Below are 17,280 nucleotides of genomic sequence, written 5' to 3'. Positions count from 1 at the left end.
ATGAGCAACATACAACTTTACTTTGCTAAAGCCTCTACCTTCTCTCAACGTACCCGTGTAGTCTTACTGGAAAAAGGCATTGACTTCACCCCCATCGAAATTGACTTACAAAATAAACCAGATGGGTACACGCAGATTTCGCGTTATGGCAAAGTCCCGGCCATCAAACATGGGGATGTTGAAATTTACGAGTCTGCCATCATCAATGAATATTTAGATGAAGTTTTTCCAGAACCACCTCTATTACCCCGCGATCCTGCAACCAAAGCGATCGCTCGCATCTGGATAGACTACGCCAATACTCGCTTTGTACCTGCTTTTAACAAATTTCTTCGCGGTAAAGATAGCCAAGAACAGGAACAAGGACGAAAAGAGTTCACAGAAGCACTCTTATATCTTGAGCAGGAAGGATTAGGTAAACTATCCAACGGTCATTACTGGTTAGGAGATCGATTTAGCCTTGTTGATATCAGCTTCTATCCTTGGTTTGAACGTTTACCACTCCTAGAACATTTCCGCAAATTCACACTCCCAGCGGAAACACCTCGTTTGCAGACATGGTGGAATCTGGTACGCGATCGCAAGTCTATTCAAGCAGTGGCAAATCCTGTGGACTTTTATTTGCAAAGATTCGCCAAAGTTCTTGGTGAACCTGTTCCCGTTGGTGTAGTTCAAAAATAGCACACAGAGTTGTGGTGATGAGAGTGAGGGAATAATCACTAATTCTTGAACATTGACCATTAACAATTAACCAAAATCCAAAATGGGATGACCTATGAGCTTAAATAACCAAGTTCTAGACAGACCGACTTCCCAAGAACTGCCATATGTAGAGGCTAATCTCACTTACCTAACCCCGATGGCAGAAAAACCTGTCAACTATACTTATGAACCCCCACCAGGGATTCCCCGCACCAATGGAACTTATCAGACGTACAAGTTGCCAATCTACAATGCTCGTTCTATCTCAGAGAACATCTCGTTAGATCGAGAAGGTTTCGCCTTTACTGAACATCACAGCAGTGTCCGCGATTTTTACGATGAAGACGAAGTACGCTGCGTCTACTACCCAGAAGCCGAGCTATTATTAAAAGAGGTGACAGGTGCAACTCAGGTAGTGATATTCGACCACACCCTCCGTAATGCTGGTAAGTCTAAGCCTAGTGAGAACAACATTAAAGAACCTGCCAAGCGCGTACACAACGACTTCACTGCTAAATCTGGCTATACTCGCGCTCGTTTGGAATTAGCAGTGCGAGGCATAGATGACATTGATGCGCTACTAAAACAACGATTTGCCATAATCAATGTTTGGCGGGCGATCGCACAACCCATCCAAGAGTCGCCATTGGCAGTGTGTGACGCGCAAAGCATTGCAGCAACAGACCTTATAGCTGGCGATCTCGTGTACCGCGATCGCGTCGGTGAGACATACGGTGTTACGTATAACCCCGAACATAAATGGTTCTACTTCCCACAAATGCACAGAAACGAAGCACTATTTATCAAGTGCTTCGACTCCGCAGAAGACGGACGCGCTCGTTTTGCAGCTCACACAGCCTTTGAAGATCCCACCAGCCCAGCCGACGCTCCTCCACGAGAAAGTATCGAACTACGGACGTTCGCTTTTTACCCCACATAAATGCAGAGGAGTGGGGAGTAGTGTAGTTCAATTACTTGAAAAACCCTGTAATAATACTTGGAGAAATAAATATCATGAGTTCGCAATACTTTGACATCAAACCGATTGCTGGCCGTATTGGTGCAAAAATCATCGGTGTTGACCTGAGTCATAACCTCAGCGACGAAATCATCAGCGATATCCGTAAAGCTTTAGTAAAATACAAAGTCATTTTCTTCCGAGAACAGAATCTTGATGCTCAGGGACAAGTAGCCTTCGCCCGTCGCTTCGGAGAAGTAACTACAGCTCATCCCACCGTCCCATCACTTCCAGAAAATCCGGAAGTTCTTGACCTCAATTACGGCCGGACTGTGAGCCGCGCCAATACCTGGCATACCGATGTCACATTTGTAGACCGTCCTCCCCTTGGTTCTATTTTACGGGCGCTCGTCATCCCGCCATCAGGAGGTGATACTATTTGGGGAAACTCCGTGACTGCATACGAAGATTTACCAATCCCTTTGCGTAACATCGCTGACCAACTCTGGGCAGTACATAGCAATGCCTACGATTATGCAGCTGCTGCAATTGACTTGCCAGAAGAAGTTTTAGCACATCGCGCTGTCTTCACCTCGACTTTATACGAAACCCTGCATCCAGTTGTTCGCATACATCCTGAATCTGGCGAACGTGGGCTATTCATAGGTGGTTTCGTGCGCCGCATTCGGGGTTTGTCACAGAATGAATCCGATGAAATTATCAAATTGTTGCAGGCTTATGTAACACGCCCAGAAAACACAATCCGATGGCGTTGGAAAGTTGGCGACGTAGCTTTCTGGGACAATCGTGCTACTCAACACTATGCTATTGCTGACTACGGCAACCAACCTCGTCACGTTCAACGAGTCACAATTGTCGGCGACATCCCTGTTGGTATCGATGGAAAACAAAGTGAGGCCATTAAGGGAGACTCTTCTGCGTATAATCGACGCGAACCTGCTTTAGTTTAGGAGGGATTGGATACTGGGGATTGGGAAACTATTTCCTAATTCCTATTCTCCGATTGAATAATTTGATGTAGAAATAGACCCAGAGAATTACCTCAGGCATTGGACAGAATCTTCTTTGAGCGATCGCTTGAATCGACTGTTGATTCATGATTAAGCAAGTATCCGGCAGCCAGGGAATGATAGTCTTCAATTTGCTGTTGCTGCCAAGTTGTATCTCGCCCTAGTTCTTCAGCCAAAATTGCTGCTACACGAGGAGCTGCTTGCATACTGGCGATCGCATCGAGTAAAAGCGATCGCGTCCGCCGCGCTAGGACATCCTCCACTGTGCGTGCCAGTTCGTAGCGGGCTGCCCAGCGCACCTCTGCCTCTAAATAGGGCAATTGAGGATGTAGCAGTATGTTAGCACCTGGCAAGTCTTGGATACTGGCTGCATCACTGCCATACACATCGAGGGGTGCTGGTGTGGGCTGTTGAGTCCAGCCGTGTAAATGCAAGTTGGAAGTGATTGAGGGATGAGGAGAGAGATTTACAAGTTGGATAGCTCGTTCCACCACATCCTCACCCATCTTGCGATAAGTTGTCCACTTGCCGCCAGTAATGGTTAACAATCCAGAAGTAGAAACGCTAATTACATGTTCGCGGGATAGGGCTGCGGTTGACTCCGTTTCTTCTACTTTTACCAATGGGCGCTGTCCTACAAACACACTCAACACATCCTCACGAATGGGAGCAGGTGTGAGATATTGAGCGGCAGTGTGCAAAATAAAGTCAATTTCCTCCTCAAGGGGACGGGGTTCATAGGCAGTATGTTCAACAGGGGTGTCAGTAGTACCAATCACCACTTTGTCATGCCAAGGGACTGCAAATAGCACCCGTCCATCCTCGGTTTTTGGAATCATCATGGCACTATCGTTAGGTAAAAACCGCTTGTCCACAACAATATGTGCCCCCTGACTGGGAGACAGCATAGCTGATGCCTTGGGGTTATCCATACGCCGCACATCATCTACAAATACGCCTGTGGCATTCACTACAATCTTTCCCTTGAGTGCAAAAGTTTCTCCCGTTTCTGCATCACGAGCAAGAACGCCCGTCAGTTGTTCCCCTTGCTTGAGCAAACCAATAACTGGCAGATAATTCAAAGCTACGCCGTTGTAATCCAACAACGTTTGCAGCAGGGTAATGGCGAGGCGAGCATCATCAAATTGCCCATCATGGTAAACAACTCCTCCCCTAAGTCCGTCAGTCTTCAGAGTTGGTATGCGCGATCGCGTATCTTGCTCGCTGAGAAACTGACTGCGACCAAGGCTTAGATCGCCCGACAGCAAATCATAAAGTTTTAAACCAGCGCCGTAGAAAAGCTGAGACCACCAAGTATATCCTGGCACTACAAACTTCAAATCGTGTACCAAATGAGGAGCATTCCGGCGCAGCAGTCCTCGTTCGTGCAGTGCTTCCCTTACCAGAGCGATGTTTCCTTGCGCGAGATACCGCACTCCCCCATGCACCAGCTTAGTCGAGCGGCTAGAGGTTCCTTTGGCAAAGTCATATTTTTCTAAAAGCAGTGTTCGGTAGCCCCGCGTAGCTGCTTCCACTGCTGTACCCAAACCCGTTGCGCCACCGCCAATGACAATAAAATCCCACTCATCGGATTGGCCCAGCTGAGCAACGAGATTTTCACGAGCGATCGATGTATTCACAATTATTCTCTTAAAGTTATTTAGATATCAAAAGAAAGCACAAAGAAGATGATGAGAAAATAGGAGAATGGAGGATAGGGAACGGAAGAGATAGGGAGAACAAAGAGCAATTTGTGTATAGTTTTTCCCCTCGCTCCTCTGCCCCTCCGCCCCTCCGCACCCCTGCTCCTCTACCTATGCCGTGTCTGAGCGATCGCTTGTCGCCACGAGTCTAATAGTGTTCCTCGACGATCGGCGCTAATTTTTGGCTCAAAGCGTTTCTCAACCTGCCACTGTTGGACAATTTCCGCTTCGCTTTCCCAGTAACCAACAGCTAAACCTGCCAGATAAGCAGCCCCCAAGGCAGTAGTTTCGGTGATTTTGGGACGGACAACGGGCACACCTAGAATATCTGCCTGGAACTGCATTAATAGATCGTTGCGGGATGCACCGCCATCTACCCGCAGTTCTGAAAGATAAAGTTGAGAATCCTGACGCATAGCATCAATCACGTCAGCCGTTTGATAGGCAATGCTTTCTAGCGCTGCACGGGCGATATGGGCACTGGTTGAGCCGCGACTTAAACCAACAATCGTGCCACGAGCGTAGCTATCCCAATAAGGTGCGCCTAAACCGACAAATGCAGGCACAAAATATACACCACCATTATCAGGAACACTGCAAGCTAACGGTTCAACATCTGCGCTGTGCTTAATAATGCCGAGTCCGTCGCGTAGCCATTGCACAACTGCCCCAGCAATGAATACACTGCCTTCTAAGGCATAATTTGTTCGTCCATTGATGCTCCAGGCGATCGTGGTCAGCAGCTTGTGGTTAGATTGCATGGGCTTATTACCTGTATTCAGCAGCATAAAGCAGCCTGTACCGTAAGTATTTTTTGCCATGCCACATTGCAAGGATGCTTGTCCAAAGGTTGCAGCCTGCTGGTCTCCGGCAATTCCAGCAATGGGAATGCGGCTACCTAGAAGACCTTCAGATGTATACCCATATACTTCTGACGAACTCTGCACTTGGGGAAGAAGAGAAGGGGGAATATCGAGAATGGACAGTAATTCATCGTCCCACTGCTGATTGTGAATATTGAACAACAATGTCCTGCTAGCATTAGTCACATCTGTGATGTGGAGTTCCCCTTGAGTTAGTTTCCAAATCAACCAGCTATCGACGGTTCCAAATGCCAGTTCTCCTCGCTCGGCTTTTTCACGAGCGCAAGGTACATTATCAAGCAACCACTTAAGTTTAGTGCCACTAAAGTAAGCATCGATCACTAGTCCTGTTTTCGTCTGGAATGTTGTCTCATGTCCAGCAGCCTTAAGTTCATCGCAGTAAGCAGCAGTGCGGCGGTCTTGCCAGACGATCGCATTATGAATCGGCTTGCCTGTTTTTCGATCCCAGACGATCGTAGTTTCTCGTTGATTGGTGATGCCAATAGCAGCAATATCGCCAGCTTTGATACCAATGCGAGCTAGGGCTTCATTAGCAACACCAATTTGCGAAGACCAAATTTCATCAGCATCATGTTCCACCCAACCAGACTGCGGAAAGATTTGTGGAAACTCTTTCCGAGCAATGGTTAGGATATCGCCATTGCGGTCAAATATAATAGAGCGCGAACTGGTGGTGCCTTGGTCGAATGCCAGAATATATTTAGTCATGGGATATATCTCGAATTTATTTGTAATTAGAACGAGGTAAAATCTTAATTGAATATTAGAGAACTCCAACTTAATCGGCGTTGCTAAATATTAAGTATGAAATTCAAAAATTTAATATCTCAAACTCTGATTCTCTGTTTCTCTGGGTGAAGCTAATTCATACTTAACTTCTGCAATTTAATCAATTTGCGTTAACTGTTGTCGATAAGCTTGTTTAGTGTGTTCGCGCTCCAAAACCCGACCAATAAGCAAGTCATAGGTGAGCGCACCAATCAAGGCACCAATGATGGGTGCAAAAATCGGAACAATCCAGACAGTGCTGCACTGCTCGGACATTTGATGCATGAACTTATCGTATGAACCAACCGCTCGGGCCCTACTGGACTCATAATTGTAAGTAGATCGGCGCAAATAAATATAATATGTTCTGTCATTGCGAGGAACGAAGCAATCCCAGTCTTTGCGATTGCTTCGTTCCTCCTCTCTACGAGACGCTACGCGAACGCAATGACATCTTACATTTAATTATGTCTACCTACTTAGAGGCGCAAACACTATCAAATGTATTTGGGCCATTCGCCAAGAAGTCAGCCTCCTGAGCAGGCTACAAAACCGTGCATAAATGGGCAAAAAACGAGCTATTGCTAATATCAAGTCCGGACTTGATATTAGAGCAACTTACTCAAGAATCAGGGAAGTGATGTTGAGGGTCTAGGAAACATGAGTGTATGCGATTCGTCTGTGGAATATTAACAACTTTCTCCTGACTGTTCGCAAGCACCAATACTCACCCAAGTACTGGAACCATCCTGCCAATGTTCTTTTTTCCAAATGGGGGCATTATGTTTGAGGGTATCAATAGCATACTGGCAAGCTTCAAAAGCCTCACGTCGATGCGGACAACCTACTGCTACTAAAACGCTAATTTCTCCAACCTGCAAACGCCCAACGCGATGATGAATGACTACTCGTTTCACACCAGGCCAAAGAGAGCGAATATCAGCGGCAATTTGATAAAATACTCGCAACGCCATCGGTTCGTAGGCTTGATATTCTAAAGCAACTACAGGTTGTCCATCGGTTTGATTGCGAACCATTCCACTCATCACTACCACTGCACCATTAGCTGGGTCGTCGGCTTTGACATAAATTTCCTCAAGGGATAATGGCGCAAAGGTAATGGCAAAGCTATCTTCAACTCTTGGTTTAATAGCAGAGGTAAGTGTAGTTGTCATAACCGAGTTCATAATTATTGGTAACACTATTTATAGCAACTAATACCAATAAAAAACGCAAAGACGCTCTTGCTTAACTTTGCGTCTTTGCGTCTTGCGTGAGATTATCTGGAATTAACTGCTAAATATCTCAACGGGTAAGCGACTAAAGGAAAGACGCTCATTTTGCACATCGACAAAGATGGTGTCACCATCGTTGAATTCACCTCGCAAGATAGCTTTCGCAATTTGCGTTTCTAACTCCCGCTGAATTGCCCGCTTTAGTGGACGCGCCCCAAATACTGGGTCGTATCCTACTTCTGCTAAAAAGTCAAGAGCAGCATCTGAAAGTCTGAGGGACATCTTGCGATCGCTAAGTCTTTGCCGCAGTCTCTCGACTTGCAACAACACAATCTGCCGCAATTCTTTCTTATCCAAACCGTGGAAGATGATGATTTCGTCAATCCGGTTGAGGAATTCTGGACGGAAGCTATTTCGCATTGCCTCCATCACCCGACGACGCATTTCGTCGTAGTGTGCGTTATCCCCGGCGACATCAAGAATGTACTGCGAACCAATATTGCTGGTCATGATAATAATCGCATTCTTAAAGTCCACCTTATGACCTTGGGCATCGGTGACGCGACCATCATCGAGAATTTGCAGGAAGATATTAAATACATCCGGGTGTGCTTTCTCAATTTCATCGAAGAGAATCACTGCATAGGGACGACGGCGAATTGCTTCTGTAAGTTGTCCGCCTTCTTCGTAACCCACGTATCCTGGAGGCGCGCCGATTAACCGAGAAACGGCGTGTTTCTCCATATACTCGGACATATCAATCCGCACTAATGCTTCTTCGGTGTCGAACATATATGCCGCCAGTGCCTTTGCCAACTCGGTTTTACCCACACCCGTCGGCCCGAGGAAAATAAAACTAGCAATAGGACGATTGGGATCGGCAAGTCCAGCACGCGATCGCTGAATTGCATCTGCTACTGCTGTGACTGCTTCAGCTTGTCCAACTACCCGACGGTGCAATTCGTCTTCTAAGTGCAGCAATTTCTCTTTCTCTGATTCCACCAACTTACTGATGGGAATTCCCGTCCACTTAGAAATTACTTCAGCAATGTCAGATTCGGTAACTTCCTCACGCAATAGGGATTTGCCACTTCTTTGGGCGTTTGCCAATTCGTTTTCTGCTGCTTCTAATTGGCGATGCAAATCGGTTAACGTGCCATATTTCAACTTCGCAGCTTTTTCGAGTTCGTAATTACGTTCCGTTTGCTGAATTTCCAAGTTAACCCGTTCAATCTCTTTTTTAACAGACTGAATTTTGTCGATAATATCTTTTTCAGACTGCCATTGAGTATTTAACGTTCTTTGTTCTTCTTGAAGATCGGCAATTTCTTTTTCCAGTCTATCTAGGCGTTCGCGAGAAGCTGCATCACTTTCTTTTTGCAAAGACAACTTCTCCATTTGCAATTGCAAAATTTTGCGGTCGATTTCGTCGAGTTCTTCTGGTTTGGAGGTAATCTCCATTTTTAATCGAGCTGCGGCTTCATCTACCAAGTCAATGGCTTTATCTGGCAGGAAGCGATCGCTAATATAACGACTAGACAATGTAGCGGCTGCAACTAAAGCACTATCAGAAATCTTCACCCCGTGGTGGTTTTCATAGCGTTCTCTCAAGCCGCGCAAAATGGAAATAGTATCTTCGACACTAGGCTGGTCTACATAAACCTGTTGGAAGCGTCTTTCTAAGGCGGCATCTTTTTCTATATACTTGCGGTATTCATCTAAGGTTGTCGCCCCAATACAGCGCAATTCGCCCCGTGCCAACATCGGTTTTAATAAGTTACCAGCATCCATCGCGCCTTGAGTCGCCCCAGCGCCGACAACAGTATGAATTTCATCAATAAATAAAACTATATTGCCGCCGGATTCAGTAACTTCTTTTAATACTGCCTTCAGACGTTCTTCAAATTCGCCCCGGAATTTTGCCCCGGCGATCAAAGCACCCATATCTAAAGCGATTAGCTTGCGGTCTTTAAGGGACTGGGGTACATCACCAGCAACGATGCGCTGTGCTAGTCCTTCTGCGATCGCAGTTTTACCAACACCCGGTTCACCAATTAGCACGGGGTTATTCTTGGTGCGGCGTGACAAAATTTGGACAGTGCGGCGAATTTCATCATCTCGCCCAATCACTGGATCTAGTTGACCTTTACGGGCAGCTTCTGTGAGGTCACGTCCATATTTTTCCAGTGATTGGTATTTCCCTTCTGGATTTTGGTCGGTCACTTTCTGGCTCCCACGAACTTCTTTAATGATATTTTTTAGTTTGCCTTCGTCTAAACCAAATTCTTGGAATAAACCTTTACCAAAGCGGTCATCTTTGGCGTAACCCAGCAATAAGTGTTCGATTGAAATATATTCGTCTTTAAAATCTTGGCGATATTTGTCTGCTCGGTCTAAAAGTGTATCCAAGCTCCGTCCTAAGTATACTGAAGTACTGTTACCTGATACTTTCGGCTGACGTTGCAAAAATTGTTCGGTGCGTTCGCGGATTTTTTGTAAGTTAACACTCGCCTTTGTCAAAATGCTGCTAGCTAGACCTTCTTGTTCCAGCAGCGCTTTCATTAAGTGTTCGCTTTCTATTTGCTGTTGTTGATATTGTTTGGCAATCTCCGGAGTATGGGCGATCGCTTCCCAGGCTTTCTCTGTAAATTGGTTAGGATTAGTAGGTTGCATAGGCTGATTGGGGAACTACTCTAGGGCGCAACAAGTGCAGAGAGAACAAGAGTCAGCCTTGTTCTTATATGGTCATTGTAAGGATTGGGGCACAACTAGCTAGATCGGTCTTCACGTCTTTGTAGAGTAGTATTATCGCCCGTTTAAAGTAACACAGTGTTTTCCCAATGCACTGCTTTACAACTGACCATTGACAAATGACAACTGACAACTGACCAATGACTAAAAAGCAAAAATTTCCTTACCTAGTTGGTTCCAAGTGGACAGCACAGCAAAAAGTAGACGGTTGGAGACACTTCCAAGTGGTCAACCGGAAAAATCAGGGTAAGTGGGTATATGCCGAAATGGTTGCCGCTTGCGACCCCAAAGTTCGCTTTTGGCTCAACGCCAAATTATTACAAGACGGCTCTCAGTGGCAAGCGGGCTGGCAAACATTACAGGAAATCGAGGCCCTCTAACCTGATTTATCCCGATCCCCTGCCGATATTTAAAACATTAATAATTTTTTACAGAGTTAGAAGCGATCGCACCACAATCACTATTAGATATTCTTGGCAAGTGTGCTTTAACTACCAAGAACAGACTGTTGTGCAAACTTGTAAGCGTATTTCTAGCGCAGGATTGCCAATATCTCGTCTCTACTAGAAACCTAGCCTATCTTTCCCGATTTGAGTTGGGATGATATCGGCTAAATATCTGAAAACCATATATAATAAGCCAATCTAGCTATTTGTTTTTTGTAACTTTTTTTTATAAAAGTATTATATAAAAATAAAAATATTGTTTATTAAAGAACCAAAGCTCTAAATTTAGGTAAATATTTGAAAATAAAACAAATTAAACCTCTAAAAGACTGATAGCTTTATTTTTGAGATTCCAGCCCCCTTTATTTTCAATCTAATCTCGACAATAATGACACTCACATACCTCACACATCGCCGTCTGCGGCTAGGTGAAGGCAAATGTTGAAGCCACGAGTTTGACAAAAAACTATAAGAGGCAAACAAAAGTGAAACTAGCAGTTTACGGAAAAGGTGGTATCGGTAAATCCACAACTAGCTGTAACATATCAGTCGCCCTAGCCAAACGCGGCAAGAAAGTCCTGCAAATTGGTTGCGACCCCAAACATGACAGCACCTTCACCCTGACTGGGTTTTTGATTCCCACCATTATCGACACCCTCCAAGAAAAGGACTATCATTACGAAGATGTCTGGCCGGAAGATGTGATCTACAAAGGGTATGGTGGTGTTGATTGCGTAGAAGCTGGTGGCCCGCCTGCGGGTGCTGGATGTGGCGGCTATGTAGTTGGCGAAACCGTAAAATTACTCAAAGAACTCAATGCCTTTGATGAGTATGATGTTATTTTATTTGACGTACTAGGTGACGTTGTTTGCGGTGGTTTTGCAGCGCCACTCAACTATGCAGATTACTGCTTGATTGTTACTGATAATGGTTTCGATGCTTTATTTGCTGCCAATCGAATTGCAGCTTCGGTCAGAGAAAAAGCCCGGACTCACCCCCTACGTCTAGCTGGTCTAATTGGCAACCGTACCTCCAAACGCGACTTGATCGAGAAATACGTAGAAGCCGTACCCATGCCAGTTTTAGAAGTTCTGCCTTTAATTGAAGACATCCGTGTTTCCCGCGTCAAGGGTAAAACTTTGTTTGAAATGGCAGAATCTGACCCATCTTTGAACTACGTTTGCGATTACTACCTCAATATCGCCGACCAGATTTTGGCGCGTCCCGAAGGAGTTGTGCCAAACGACTCCCCAGATCGTGAATTGTTCTCTTTGTTGTCCGATTTTTATCTAAATCCGGGTAAACCCCAGGTTCCTAATTCAGAAGAGGAACTAGACTTGATGATTGTATAACATCATCTAGTTCTCAGGATGAGGGGACATATGGCTTTCTTTAATAGCTTTACAGACTCAATAAGACAAAAGTGGTTGCAATTTTTCCAGGTAAATCGTGACTGGATTACCCTGCACATGAAGGCGGAATCGGTGTACACCCCTGATGGCGGGAAGCGACCATCTTCTTACCTCATCCTGGGCGTTGTCAACGCGCTGGAACCGAAGTTAGCGCAATTAATGTTGCCTTTTTCTCGATTGAATCCTGATGCCGATACCCTAATTGAGGTGCTGGATTTGCATTTTGACCCAGACATCGCTCTTGGCAACCGTTTTATTCCTCAAGCAGAACCGGAGATGGGGCAATATGAGTCAGCCATTGCTGGGGATGATATCTCCGAAGATGAAACTTTAGCAGTTTCCCATACAAATGGCTTTGGGGAAGGATCGATAGCTCAAGAGTTTGTAGCCAAGGAAAGCCAAAATGGGCTGAGTGATATTTCCTCATCCAACGGACACAAATTAGAAGATGAGTCTCAGCAAGCATCCAATATCTCAGCAGATGATTTTGGCGATATTTCCTTTGATGCACCGGAAGAAAAGCAAGATGAGCAAATTCTCGGCGAGTTGAATACAACAGATGAGAATGCCTTTAGTGAAGTGTTGTCAGATGTCTGGGGTGATGAAACATCTTTGCAAAAAGGTGAAGAAAATAACGATTTTTTAGGGGAAGAACTACCAGCTGGCGTTTTTGATGAATCGGAGATTGCCCGTCTCTTCCCCAACGCTTAATTACTAAGTTAGGAGTCAGGAGTAGAGACGCGATTAATCGCGTCTGTGCAAGAGTTAGGAGTTGGTAATCAAAACTCATAACTTATGACTCATCACTCCTAACTTGAAAAATCAAGGGGAGAAAAAGTTAAAATGACTGTCGCTCAACAACCAGAAGCTTTAAGCTTTGAATGTGAAACTGGGAATTACCACACCTTTTGCCCAATCAGCTGTGTGGCGTGGTTATACCAAAAAATTGAAGATAGCTTCTTTTTGGTGATTGGGACTAAGACTTGTGGCTACTTCCTACAAAACGCCATGGGGGTAATGATTTTTGCTGAACCCCGCTATGCAATGGCAGAGTTGGAAGAAGGGGATATTTCGGCACAACTGAATGATTACGAAGAGTTAAAGCGCTTGTGTTTACAAATTAAGCGCGATCGCAATCCTAGTGTTATTGTGTGGATTGGCACTTGCACTACCGAAATCATCAAAACTGACTTAGAAGGCTTAGCACCGAAACTCGAATCCGAAATTGGCATTCCCATCGTCGTCGCTCGTGCCAACGGTCTAGATTACGCCTTTACCCAAGGAGAAGACACCGTTTTAGCAGCAATGGCTAATCGTTGTCCTGATAAATCTCCCGTAACGGAAACAGACAAGAACGAACGCAACGCCATTCAAAAGCTGCTCAACTTCGGTAAGAAGAAAGAAGATGTTGTCCAAGAAGAATCTGAGTACGTAGATCATCCTCCCCTGGTTCTCTTCGGTTCCCTTCCCGATCCCGTTGTGACACAGTTAACCTTGGAATTGAAGAAACAAGGCATCAAAGTTTCTGGTTGGCTACCTGCCAAGCGCTTCACTGAACTGCCAGTTATTGAAGAGGGGTATTATGTTGCTGGTGTCAACCCTTTCCTCAGCCGCACTGCTACGACCTTGATGCGTCGTCGCAAATGCAAACTGATTGGCGCACCCTTCCCCATCGGGCCAGATGGTACACGTGCTTGGATTGAGAAAATCTGCTCGGTATTCGGCATTACTCCCAAAGGTTTGGATGAGCGCGAAGCCCAAATCTGGGAAAGTTTGGAAGACTACGTTAAACTGATTCGCGGCAAGTCTGTATTCTTCATGGGCGATAACTTGCTAGAAATCTCCCAAGCCAGGTTCTTGATACGCTGTGGTATGACCGTTCACGAAATCGGCATTCCATACATGGATAAGCGTTATCAAGCTGCTGAGTTAGCACTGCTGGAGAAGACTTGTCAGGAAATGGGCGCACCTATACCCAGGATTGTCGAAAAACCTGATAATTACAACCAACTTCAGCGGATTTATGAGCTAAAACCAGACTTAGTAATCACTGGTATGGCTCATGCCAACCCTCTGGAAGCACGCGGTATTAATACTAAGTGGTCTGTAGAGTTCACTTTTGCTCAAATTCACGGTTTTACTAATGCGCGTGACATTCTAGAGCTGGTGACACGTCCGCTACGTCGGAATAATAATTTGAAAGATTTAGGTTGGGATAAGTTGGTGAAGGAAGAAGCGAAGATTTAGAATTTGGATTTAAGTCGAGCAACACCATAACATCATGTGAGTAGAGGCGAACCCAAAAGTTCGCCTTTTTTTACAAACCGCAGAGGCGCAAAGGATATGATGAAAATAATGCTAAATTCTCATCTAATTCAAAAGCGATCGCGCCACCGCAAATGATGGTGCGTTTGCCCTTGGCGTTGGCGAAGCGTCTCGAAGAGACGCTCTATTGCCTGTTGGGATATGTGGCGGAGCTTGGAGATAAAAACTATTCTAAGTAGCGACAGCTATAAATAAGTGTAATTATGTCTAAATAACAAGCATCAACTGAGAATTACTTAGATGGGAAATACTGAGATTTATGAATCAGTAGAAGCAATTTTACGTATTTTTACGATTAATTCATTTTAGTGGAAATTATATAGTTGGTGTTCTTTAGCTTATGTTCAATCATGATTACTCAGAAACTTTACGGTAAAGTACTTAAGAATCTTCAACTTTACCAGGAAGCACAAGAAATTGGCTTCGACTACATTATTAACCCAGTCAGTGGTGAATTACATGGCGTTAACCCTGAGCGGTTTTCAGGTTCTCATCTTCTCAAAGACTCCAACCTAGAGAATTTTATCGGAATTGTAAACTGGGGAGTCTTAGCAATTCATACTGTACCGCCTGGAACTCTGATTCCAATATTTGATCTAAATACAGGCGATTCTATTGGAAGCTTTACTCTCAATAAATGTCAGTATTGCTTCCCAAACTAAGGCATCCAATCCCTAGTTCAAGTACCCAGTCCTAGACTGTGCAAGTATTTATACTCAAATTACAAACCCGCTACATAACCTAACTTCTTCGTTAGCGAACACTTAGTCTTGCAACAAAAGAACCTCATTGTTTAAATGAGGTTTTATAGCTGTGTATAGACAAATCGGTAAAGTTGCTAATGCGATCGCTCGCATAGCAAGGATGATATAGCTTTCTCAGTTAACCGTACAGCCAGATTGGCACGAATGCGATCGTCCCGTGCCCGTTACCGCCGAGGATGAAAAGACAGTACCTTAACTTCTGTCCAGCATGAGCAAACTTGAGATTTCTTGGCTGGAGATTATGCTATGTTCTCTGCAATTGGATACTATTGATGCTAGATAATGGGAAAGCTTTGACATTTTCTTGCCCATCTAGCTCGGAAGAACACGATTAATACCTATGCGAACTCACTATTGCGGCGAACTCCGAAAAGAACATATTGGAGAAACTGTTACCTTATACGGATGGGTAGACCGTCGCCGCGATCATGGGGGCGTGATATTTTTAGATTTACGCGATCGCTCTGGCATTGTCCAAATTGTCAGCGATCCGCAACGCACCCCAGACTCCTACGAGCAGGCAAACGCCCTACGTAATGAATACGTTGTCGAAATCACTGGCAGAGTTACACAACGCCCTGACGAATCCCTAAATTCCCGCATCCCCACAGGGGAAGTTGAAATTTACGCCGATAAAATTGCATTGCTCAACGCTGTCCGCAAACAATTACCTTTCCAAGTTTCTACCGCTGATACTGAGACAGTCAGAGAAGACGTGCGGCTGAAATATCGTTATTTGGATTTGCGGCGAGAACGGATGGCACGTAACTTACAACTACGTCATCAAATCGTCAAAGCCATGCGTCGCTACTTGGAAGATGTCGAAGGTTTTATCGAAGTCGAAACCCCAATTCTCACCCGTTCTACCCCAGAAGGTGCTAGGGATTATATCTTACCCAGTCGTGTCAATCCTGGTGAGTGGTTTGCCTTGCCGCAATCACCGCAGCTCTTCAAACAGCTGCTGATGGTATCAGGTATGGACAGATATTATCAGATTGCTCGTTGCTTTCGGGATGAAGATTTACGCGCCGACAGACAACCGGAATTTACTCAGTTGGACATGGAAATGAGTTTCATGTCTGAAGAAGAAATCATCGAACTCAACGAGAAATTAGTATCTCATATCTTTAAAACTGTTAAAGGCATTGAGTTATATCATCCCTTCCCTCGTCTTACTTATGCCGAGGCAATGGAACGCTACGGTAGCGATAAACCCGATACTCGCTATGGTTTGGAACTAGTCAACGTCTCAGATATCTTAAAAGACTCTGGTTTCAAAGTCTTTCGAGATGCTGTTGCCAATGGTGGCATTGTCAAAATTTTGCCCATTCCTAACGGCAATGATGCCATTTCTAATGTGCGGATTAAACCAGGCGGTGACTTATTCAAAGAAGCTAGTGAAGCTGGTGCTAAAGGTTTAGCTTACATCCGTGTCAGGGATGATGGTGAAATCGACACCATTGGCGCGATTAAAGACAATCTCAGCGAAGAACAAAAACAAGAAATTTTACGGCGTACAGGTGCAAAAGCCGGTCATTTGTTACTATTTGGGGCTGGTGAGGCTGCGACTGTTAATAAAACTTTAGACAGACTCCGGCAAGTTATTGCTAGAGAGTTTGGATTAATCGATCCAGAAAAAATCAACTTGCTTTGGATTACAGAATTCCCCATGTTTGAGTGGAATGCCGGCGAAAAGCGCTTAGAAGCACTGCACCATCCCTTTACTGCACCGCACCCTGATGATTTGAGCGACTTAAAAACTGCACGTGCCCAAGCTTACGATTTGGTATTCAACGGCTTAGAAGTTGGCGGTGGCAGTCTGCGGATTTATCAACGGGAAATTCAACAGCAGGTGTTTGAAGCCATAGGTTTGTCTTCTGAAGAAGCACAAAGTAAATTTGGCTTTCTCTTAGAAGCGTTTGAATATGGTACACCACCCCATGGTGGCATTGCCTACGGTTTAGATCGTTTGGTGATGTTGCTAGCTGGGGAAGAATCCATTCGGGATGTCATTGCTTTTCCGAAGACGCAACAAGCGCGTTGTTTGTTGACGGATGCACCTTCAGAAGTAGATGCCAAACAACTCAAAGAGTTGCACGTCACTTCGACTCAGAAGCCAAAGCCTTAGTAAGTATCAAGGAAAATACAGAAAGTGGTAGTCGTAGTGGCGTGTCAAGGCTAAAGTAGTGCAATAGAAAAATTCGATTATGTGTCTAAACTTCAATTTTTCAGAGATTTTTAATGCAACATTTTAGCCTTGCCATGCCACTACTGGCATGGCAAGGCTAAAATAGTGCAATA

General features: G+C 44.8%; 14 protein-coding genes. 9 read left to right on the top strand and 5 right to left on the bottom strand.

Features of this window, described 5'->3' with window-relative positions:
• From RMY31_RS15380 to RMY31_RS15370, 3 genes are all read left to right on the top strand, one after another.
• Positions 1–681: a glutathione S-transferase family protein gene (locus RMY31_RS15380; protein WP_322658995.1), complete on the top strand. Its 681-nt coding sequence runs from the start codon at positions 1–3 to the stop codon at positions 679–681.
• A gap of 94 nt (positions 682–775) precedes the next feature.
• On the top strand, positions 776–1,642 hold the full coding sequence (locus RMY31_RS15375; protein WP_322658994.1) for a CmcJ/NvfI family oxidoreductase: 867 nt from the start codon (positions 776–778) through the stop codon (positions 1,640–1,642).
• Positions 1,643–1,716: 74 nt separating this feature from the next.
• Complete coding sequence (locus RMY31_RS15370) at positions 1,717–2,631, top strand: TauD/TfdA dioxygenase family protein (RefSeq protein ID WP_322658993.1); 915 nt, start codon at positions 1,717–1,719, stop codon at positions 2,629–2,631.
• 92 nt (positions 2,632–2,723) lie between these two features.
• Here the strand turns inward: RMY31_RS15370 and RMY31_RS15365 are convergent, their stop codons facing one another.
• From RMY31_RS15365 to clpB, 5 genes are all read right to left on the bottom strand, one after another.
• A complete protein-coding gene (locus tag RMY31_RS15365; protein WP_322658992.1) occupies positions 2,724–4,331 on the bottom strand; it encodes a glycerol-3-phosphate dehydrogenase/oxidase in 1,608 nt (535 codons plus the stop codon).
• 170 nt (positions 4,332–4,501) lie between these two features.
• The gene (gene glpK, locus RMY31_RS15360; RefSeq protein ID WP_322658991.1) at positions 4,502–5,986 is read right to left on the bottom strand and encodes a glycerol kinase GlpK; all 1,485 of its coding nucleotides are present in this window, start codon (positions 5,984–5,986) and stop codon (positions 4,502–4,504) included.
• Between the two features lie 177 nt (positions 5,987–6,163).
• Positions 6,164–6,331: a hypothetical protein gene (locus RMY31_RS15355; protein ID WP_409877977.1), complete on the bottom strand. Its 168-nt coding sequence runs from the start codon at positions 6,329–6,331 to the stop codon at positions 6,164–6,166.
• Positions 6,332–6,735: 404 nt separating this feature from the next.
• Entirely contained in the window at positions 6,736–7,221 is a 486-nt protein-coding gene (locus RMY31_RS15350) for a molybdenum cofactor biosynthesis protein MoaE (RefSeq protein WP_322658989.1), read from the bottom strand.
• A gap of 114 nt (positions 7,222–7,335) precedes the next feature.
• Positions 7,336–9,954 carry an ATP-dependent chaperone ClpB gene (gene clpB / locus RMY31_RS15345; RefSeq protein WP_322658988.1) on the bottom strand — a complete coding sequence of 873 codons (2,619 nt, stop codon included), beginning with the start codon at positions 9,952–9,954 and terminating at the stop codon, positions 7,336–7,338.
• Positions 9,955–10,172: 218 nt separating this feature from the next.
• On the opposite strand from clpB, the gene RMY31_RS15340 reads away from it, so the two are divergent.
• The 6 genes from RMY31_RS15340 to aspS all read left to right on the top strand — a co-directional run bounded on the left by RMY31_RS15340 (position 10,173) and on the right by aspS (position 17,107).
• On the top strand, positions 10,173–10,412 hold the full coding sequence (locus RMY31_RS15340; RefSeq protein WP_322658987.1) for a TIGR02450 family Trp-rich protein: 240 nt from the start codon (positions 10,173–10,175) through the stop codon (positions 10,410–10,412).
• 551 nt (positions 10,413–10,963) lie between these two features.
• On the top strand, positions 10,964–11,830 hold the full coding sequence (bchL, locus tag RMY31_RS15335) for a ferredoxin:protochlorophyllide reductase (ATP-dependent) iron-sulfur ATP-binding protein (protein ID WP_322658986.1): 867 nt from the start codon (positions 10,964–10,966) through the stop codon (positions 11,828–11,830).
• Between the two features lie 30 nt (positions 11,831–11,860).
• Positions 11,861–12,601, top strand: a complete 741-nt coding sequence (locus RMY31_RS15330) for a DUF5331 domain-containing protein (protein WP_322658985.1) — start codon at positions 11,861–11,863, stop codon at positions 12,599–12,601.
• 132 nt (positions 12,602–12,733) lie between these two features.
• The gene (locus tag RMY31_RS15325; RefSeq protein WP_322658984.1) at positions 12,734–14,137 is read left to right on the top strand and encodes a ferredoxin:protochlorophyllide reductase (ATP-dependent) subunit N; all 1,404 of its coding nucleotides are present in this window, start codon (positions 12,734–12,736) and stop codon (positions 14,135–14,137) included.
• Between the two features lie 428 nt (positions 14,138–14,565).
• A complete protein-coding gene (locus tag RMY31_RS15320) occupies positions 14,566–14,877 on the top strand; it encodes a hypothetical protein (RefSeq protein ID WP_322658983.1) in 312 nt (103 codons plus the stop codon).
• Positions 14,878–15,319: 442 nt separating this feature from the next.
• Positions 15,320–17,107, top strand: a complete 1,788-nt coding sequence (gene aspS, locus RMY31_RS15315) for an aspartate--tRNA ligase (RefSeq protein WP_322658982.1) — start codon at positions 15,320–15,322, stop codon at positions 17,105–17,107.
• Positions 17,108–17,280 lie beyond the last annotated feature (173 nt).

This window comes from Dendronalium sp. ChiSLP03b (assembly GCF_034531165.2).
Lineage (GTDB): Bacteria > Cyanobacteriota > Cyanobacteriia > Cyanobacteriales > Nostocaceae > Dendronalium > Dendronalium minutum.
The sequence above is the reverse complement of the archived record's forward strand: the minus strand, read 5'-3'. Positions and strand labels throughout refer to the sequence as shown.

What these genes read in the sequence shown, in the direction of transcription:
- glpK (WP_322658991.1), bottom strand. Translation starts at nt 5,986, where the DNA reads ATGACTAAATATATTCTGGCATTCGACCAAGGCACCACCAGTTCGCGC.
- RMY31_RS15375 (WP_322658994.1), top strand. Translation starts at nt 776, where the DNA reads ATGAGCTTAAATAACCAAGTTCTAGACAGACCGACTTCCCAAGAACTG.
- RMY31_RS15325 (WP_322658984.1), top strand. Translation starts at nt 12,734, where the DNA reads ATGACTGTCGCTCAACAACCAGAAGCTTTAAGCTTTGAATGTGAAACT.
- clpB (WP_322658988.1), bottom strand. Translation starts at nt 9,954, where the DNA reads ATGCAACCTACTAATCCTAACCAATTTACAGAGAAAGCCTGGGAAGCG.
- RMY31_RS15340 (WP_322658987.1), top strand. Translation starts at nt 10,173, where the DNA reads ATGACTAAAAAGCAAAAATTTCCTTACCTAGTTGGTTCCAAGTGGACA.
- RMY31_RS15320 (WP_322658983.1), top strand. Translation starts at nt 14,566, where the DNA reads ATGATTACTCAGAAACTTTACGGTAAAGTACTTAAGAATCTTCAACTT.
- RMY31_RS15355 (WP_409877977.1), bottom strand. Translation starts at nt 6,331, where the DNA reads ATGCATCAAATGTCCGAGCAGTGCAGCACTGTCTGGATTGTTCCGATT.
- RMY31_RS15370 (WP_322658993.1), top strand. Translation starts at nt 1,717, where the DNA reads ATGAGTTCGCAATACTTTGACATCAAACCGATTGCTGGCCGTATTGGT.
- aspS (WP_322658982.1), top strand. Translation starts at nt 15,320, where the DNA reads ATGCGAACTCACTATTGCGGCGAACTCCGAAAAGAACATATTGGAGAA.
- RMY31_RS15380 (WP_322658995.1), top strand. Translation starts at nt 1, where the DNA reads ATGAGCAACATACAACTTTACTTTGCTAAAGCCTCTACCTTCTCTCAA.
- RMY31_RS15350 (WP_322658989.1), bottom strand. Translation starts at nt 7,221, where the DNA reads ATGACAACTACACTTACCTCTGCTATTAAACCAAGAGTTGAAGATAGC.
- RMY31_RS15330 (WP_322658985.1), top strand. Translation starts at nt 11,861, where the DNA reads ATGGCTTTCTTTAATAGCTTTACAGACTCAATAAGACAAAAGTGGTTG.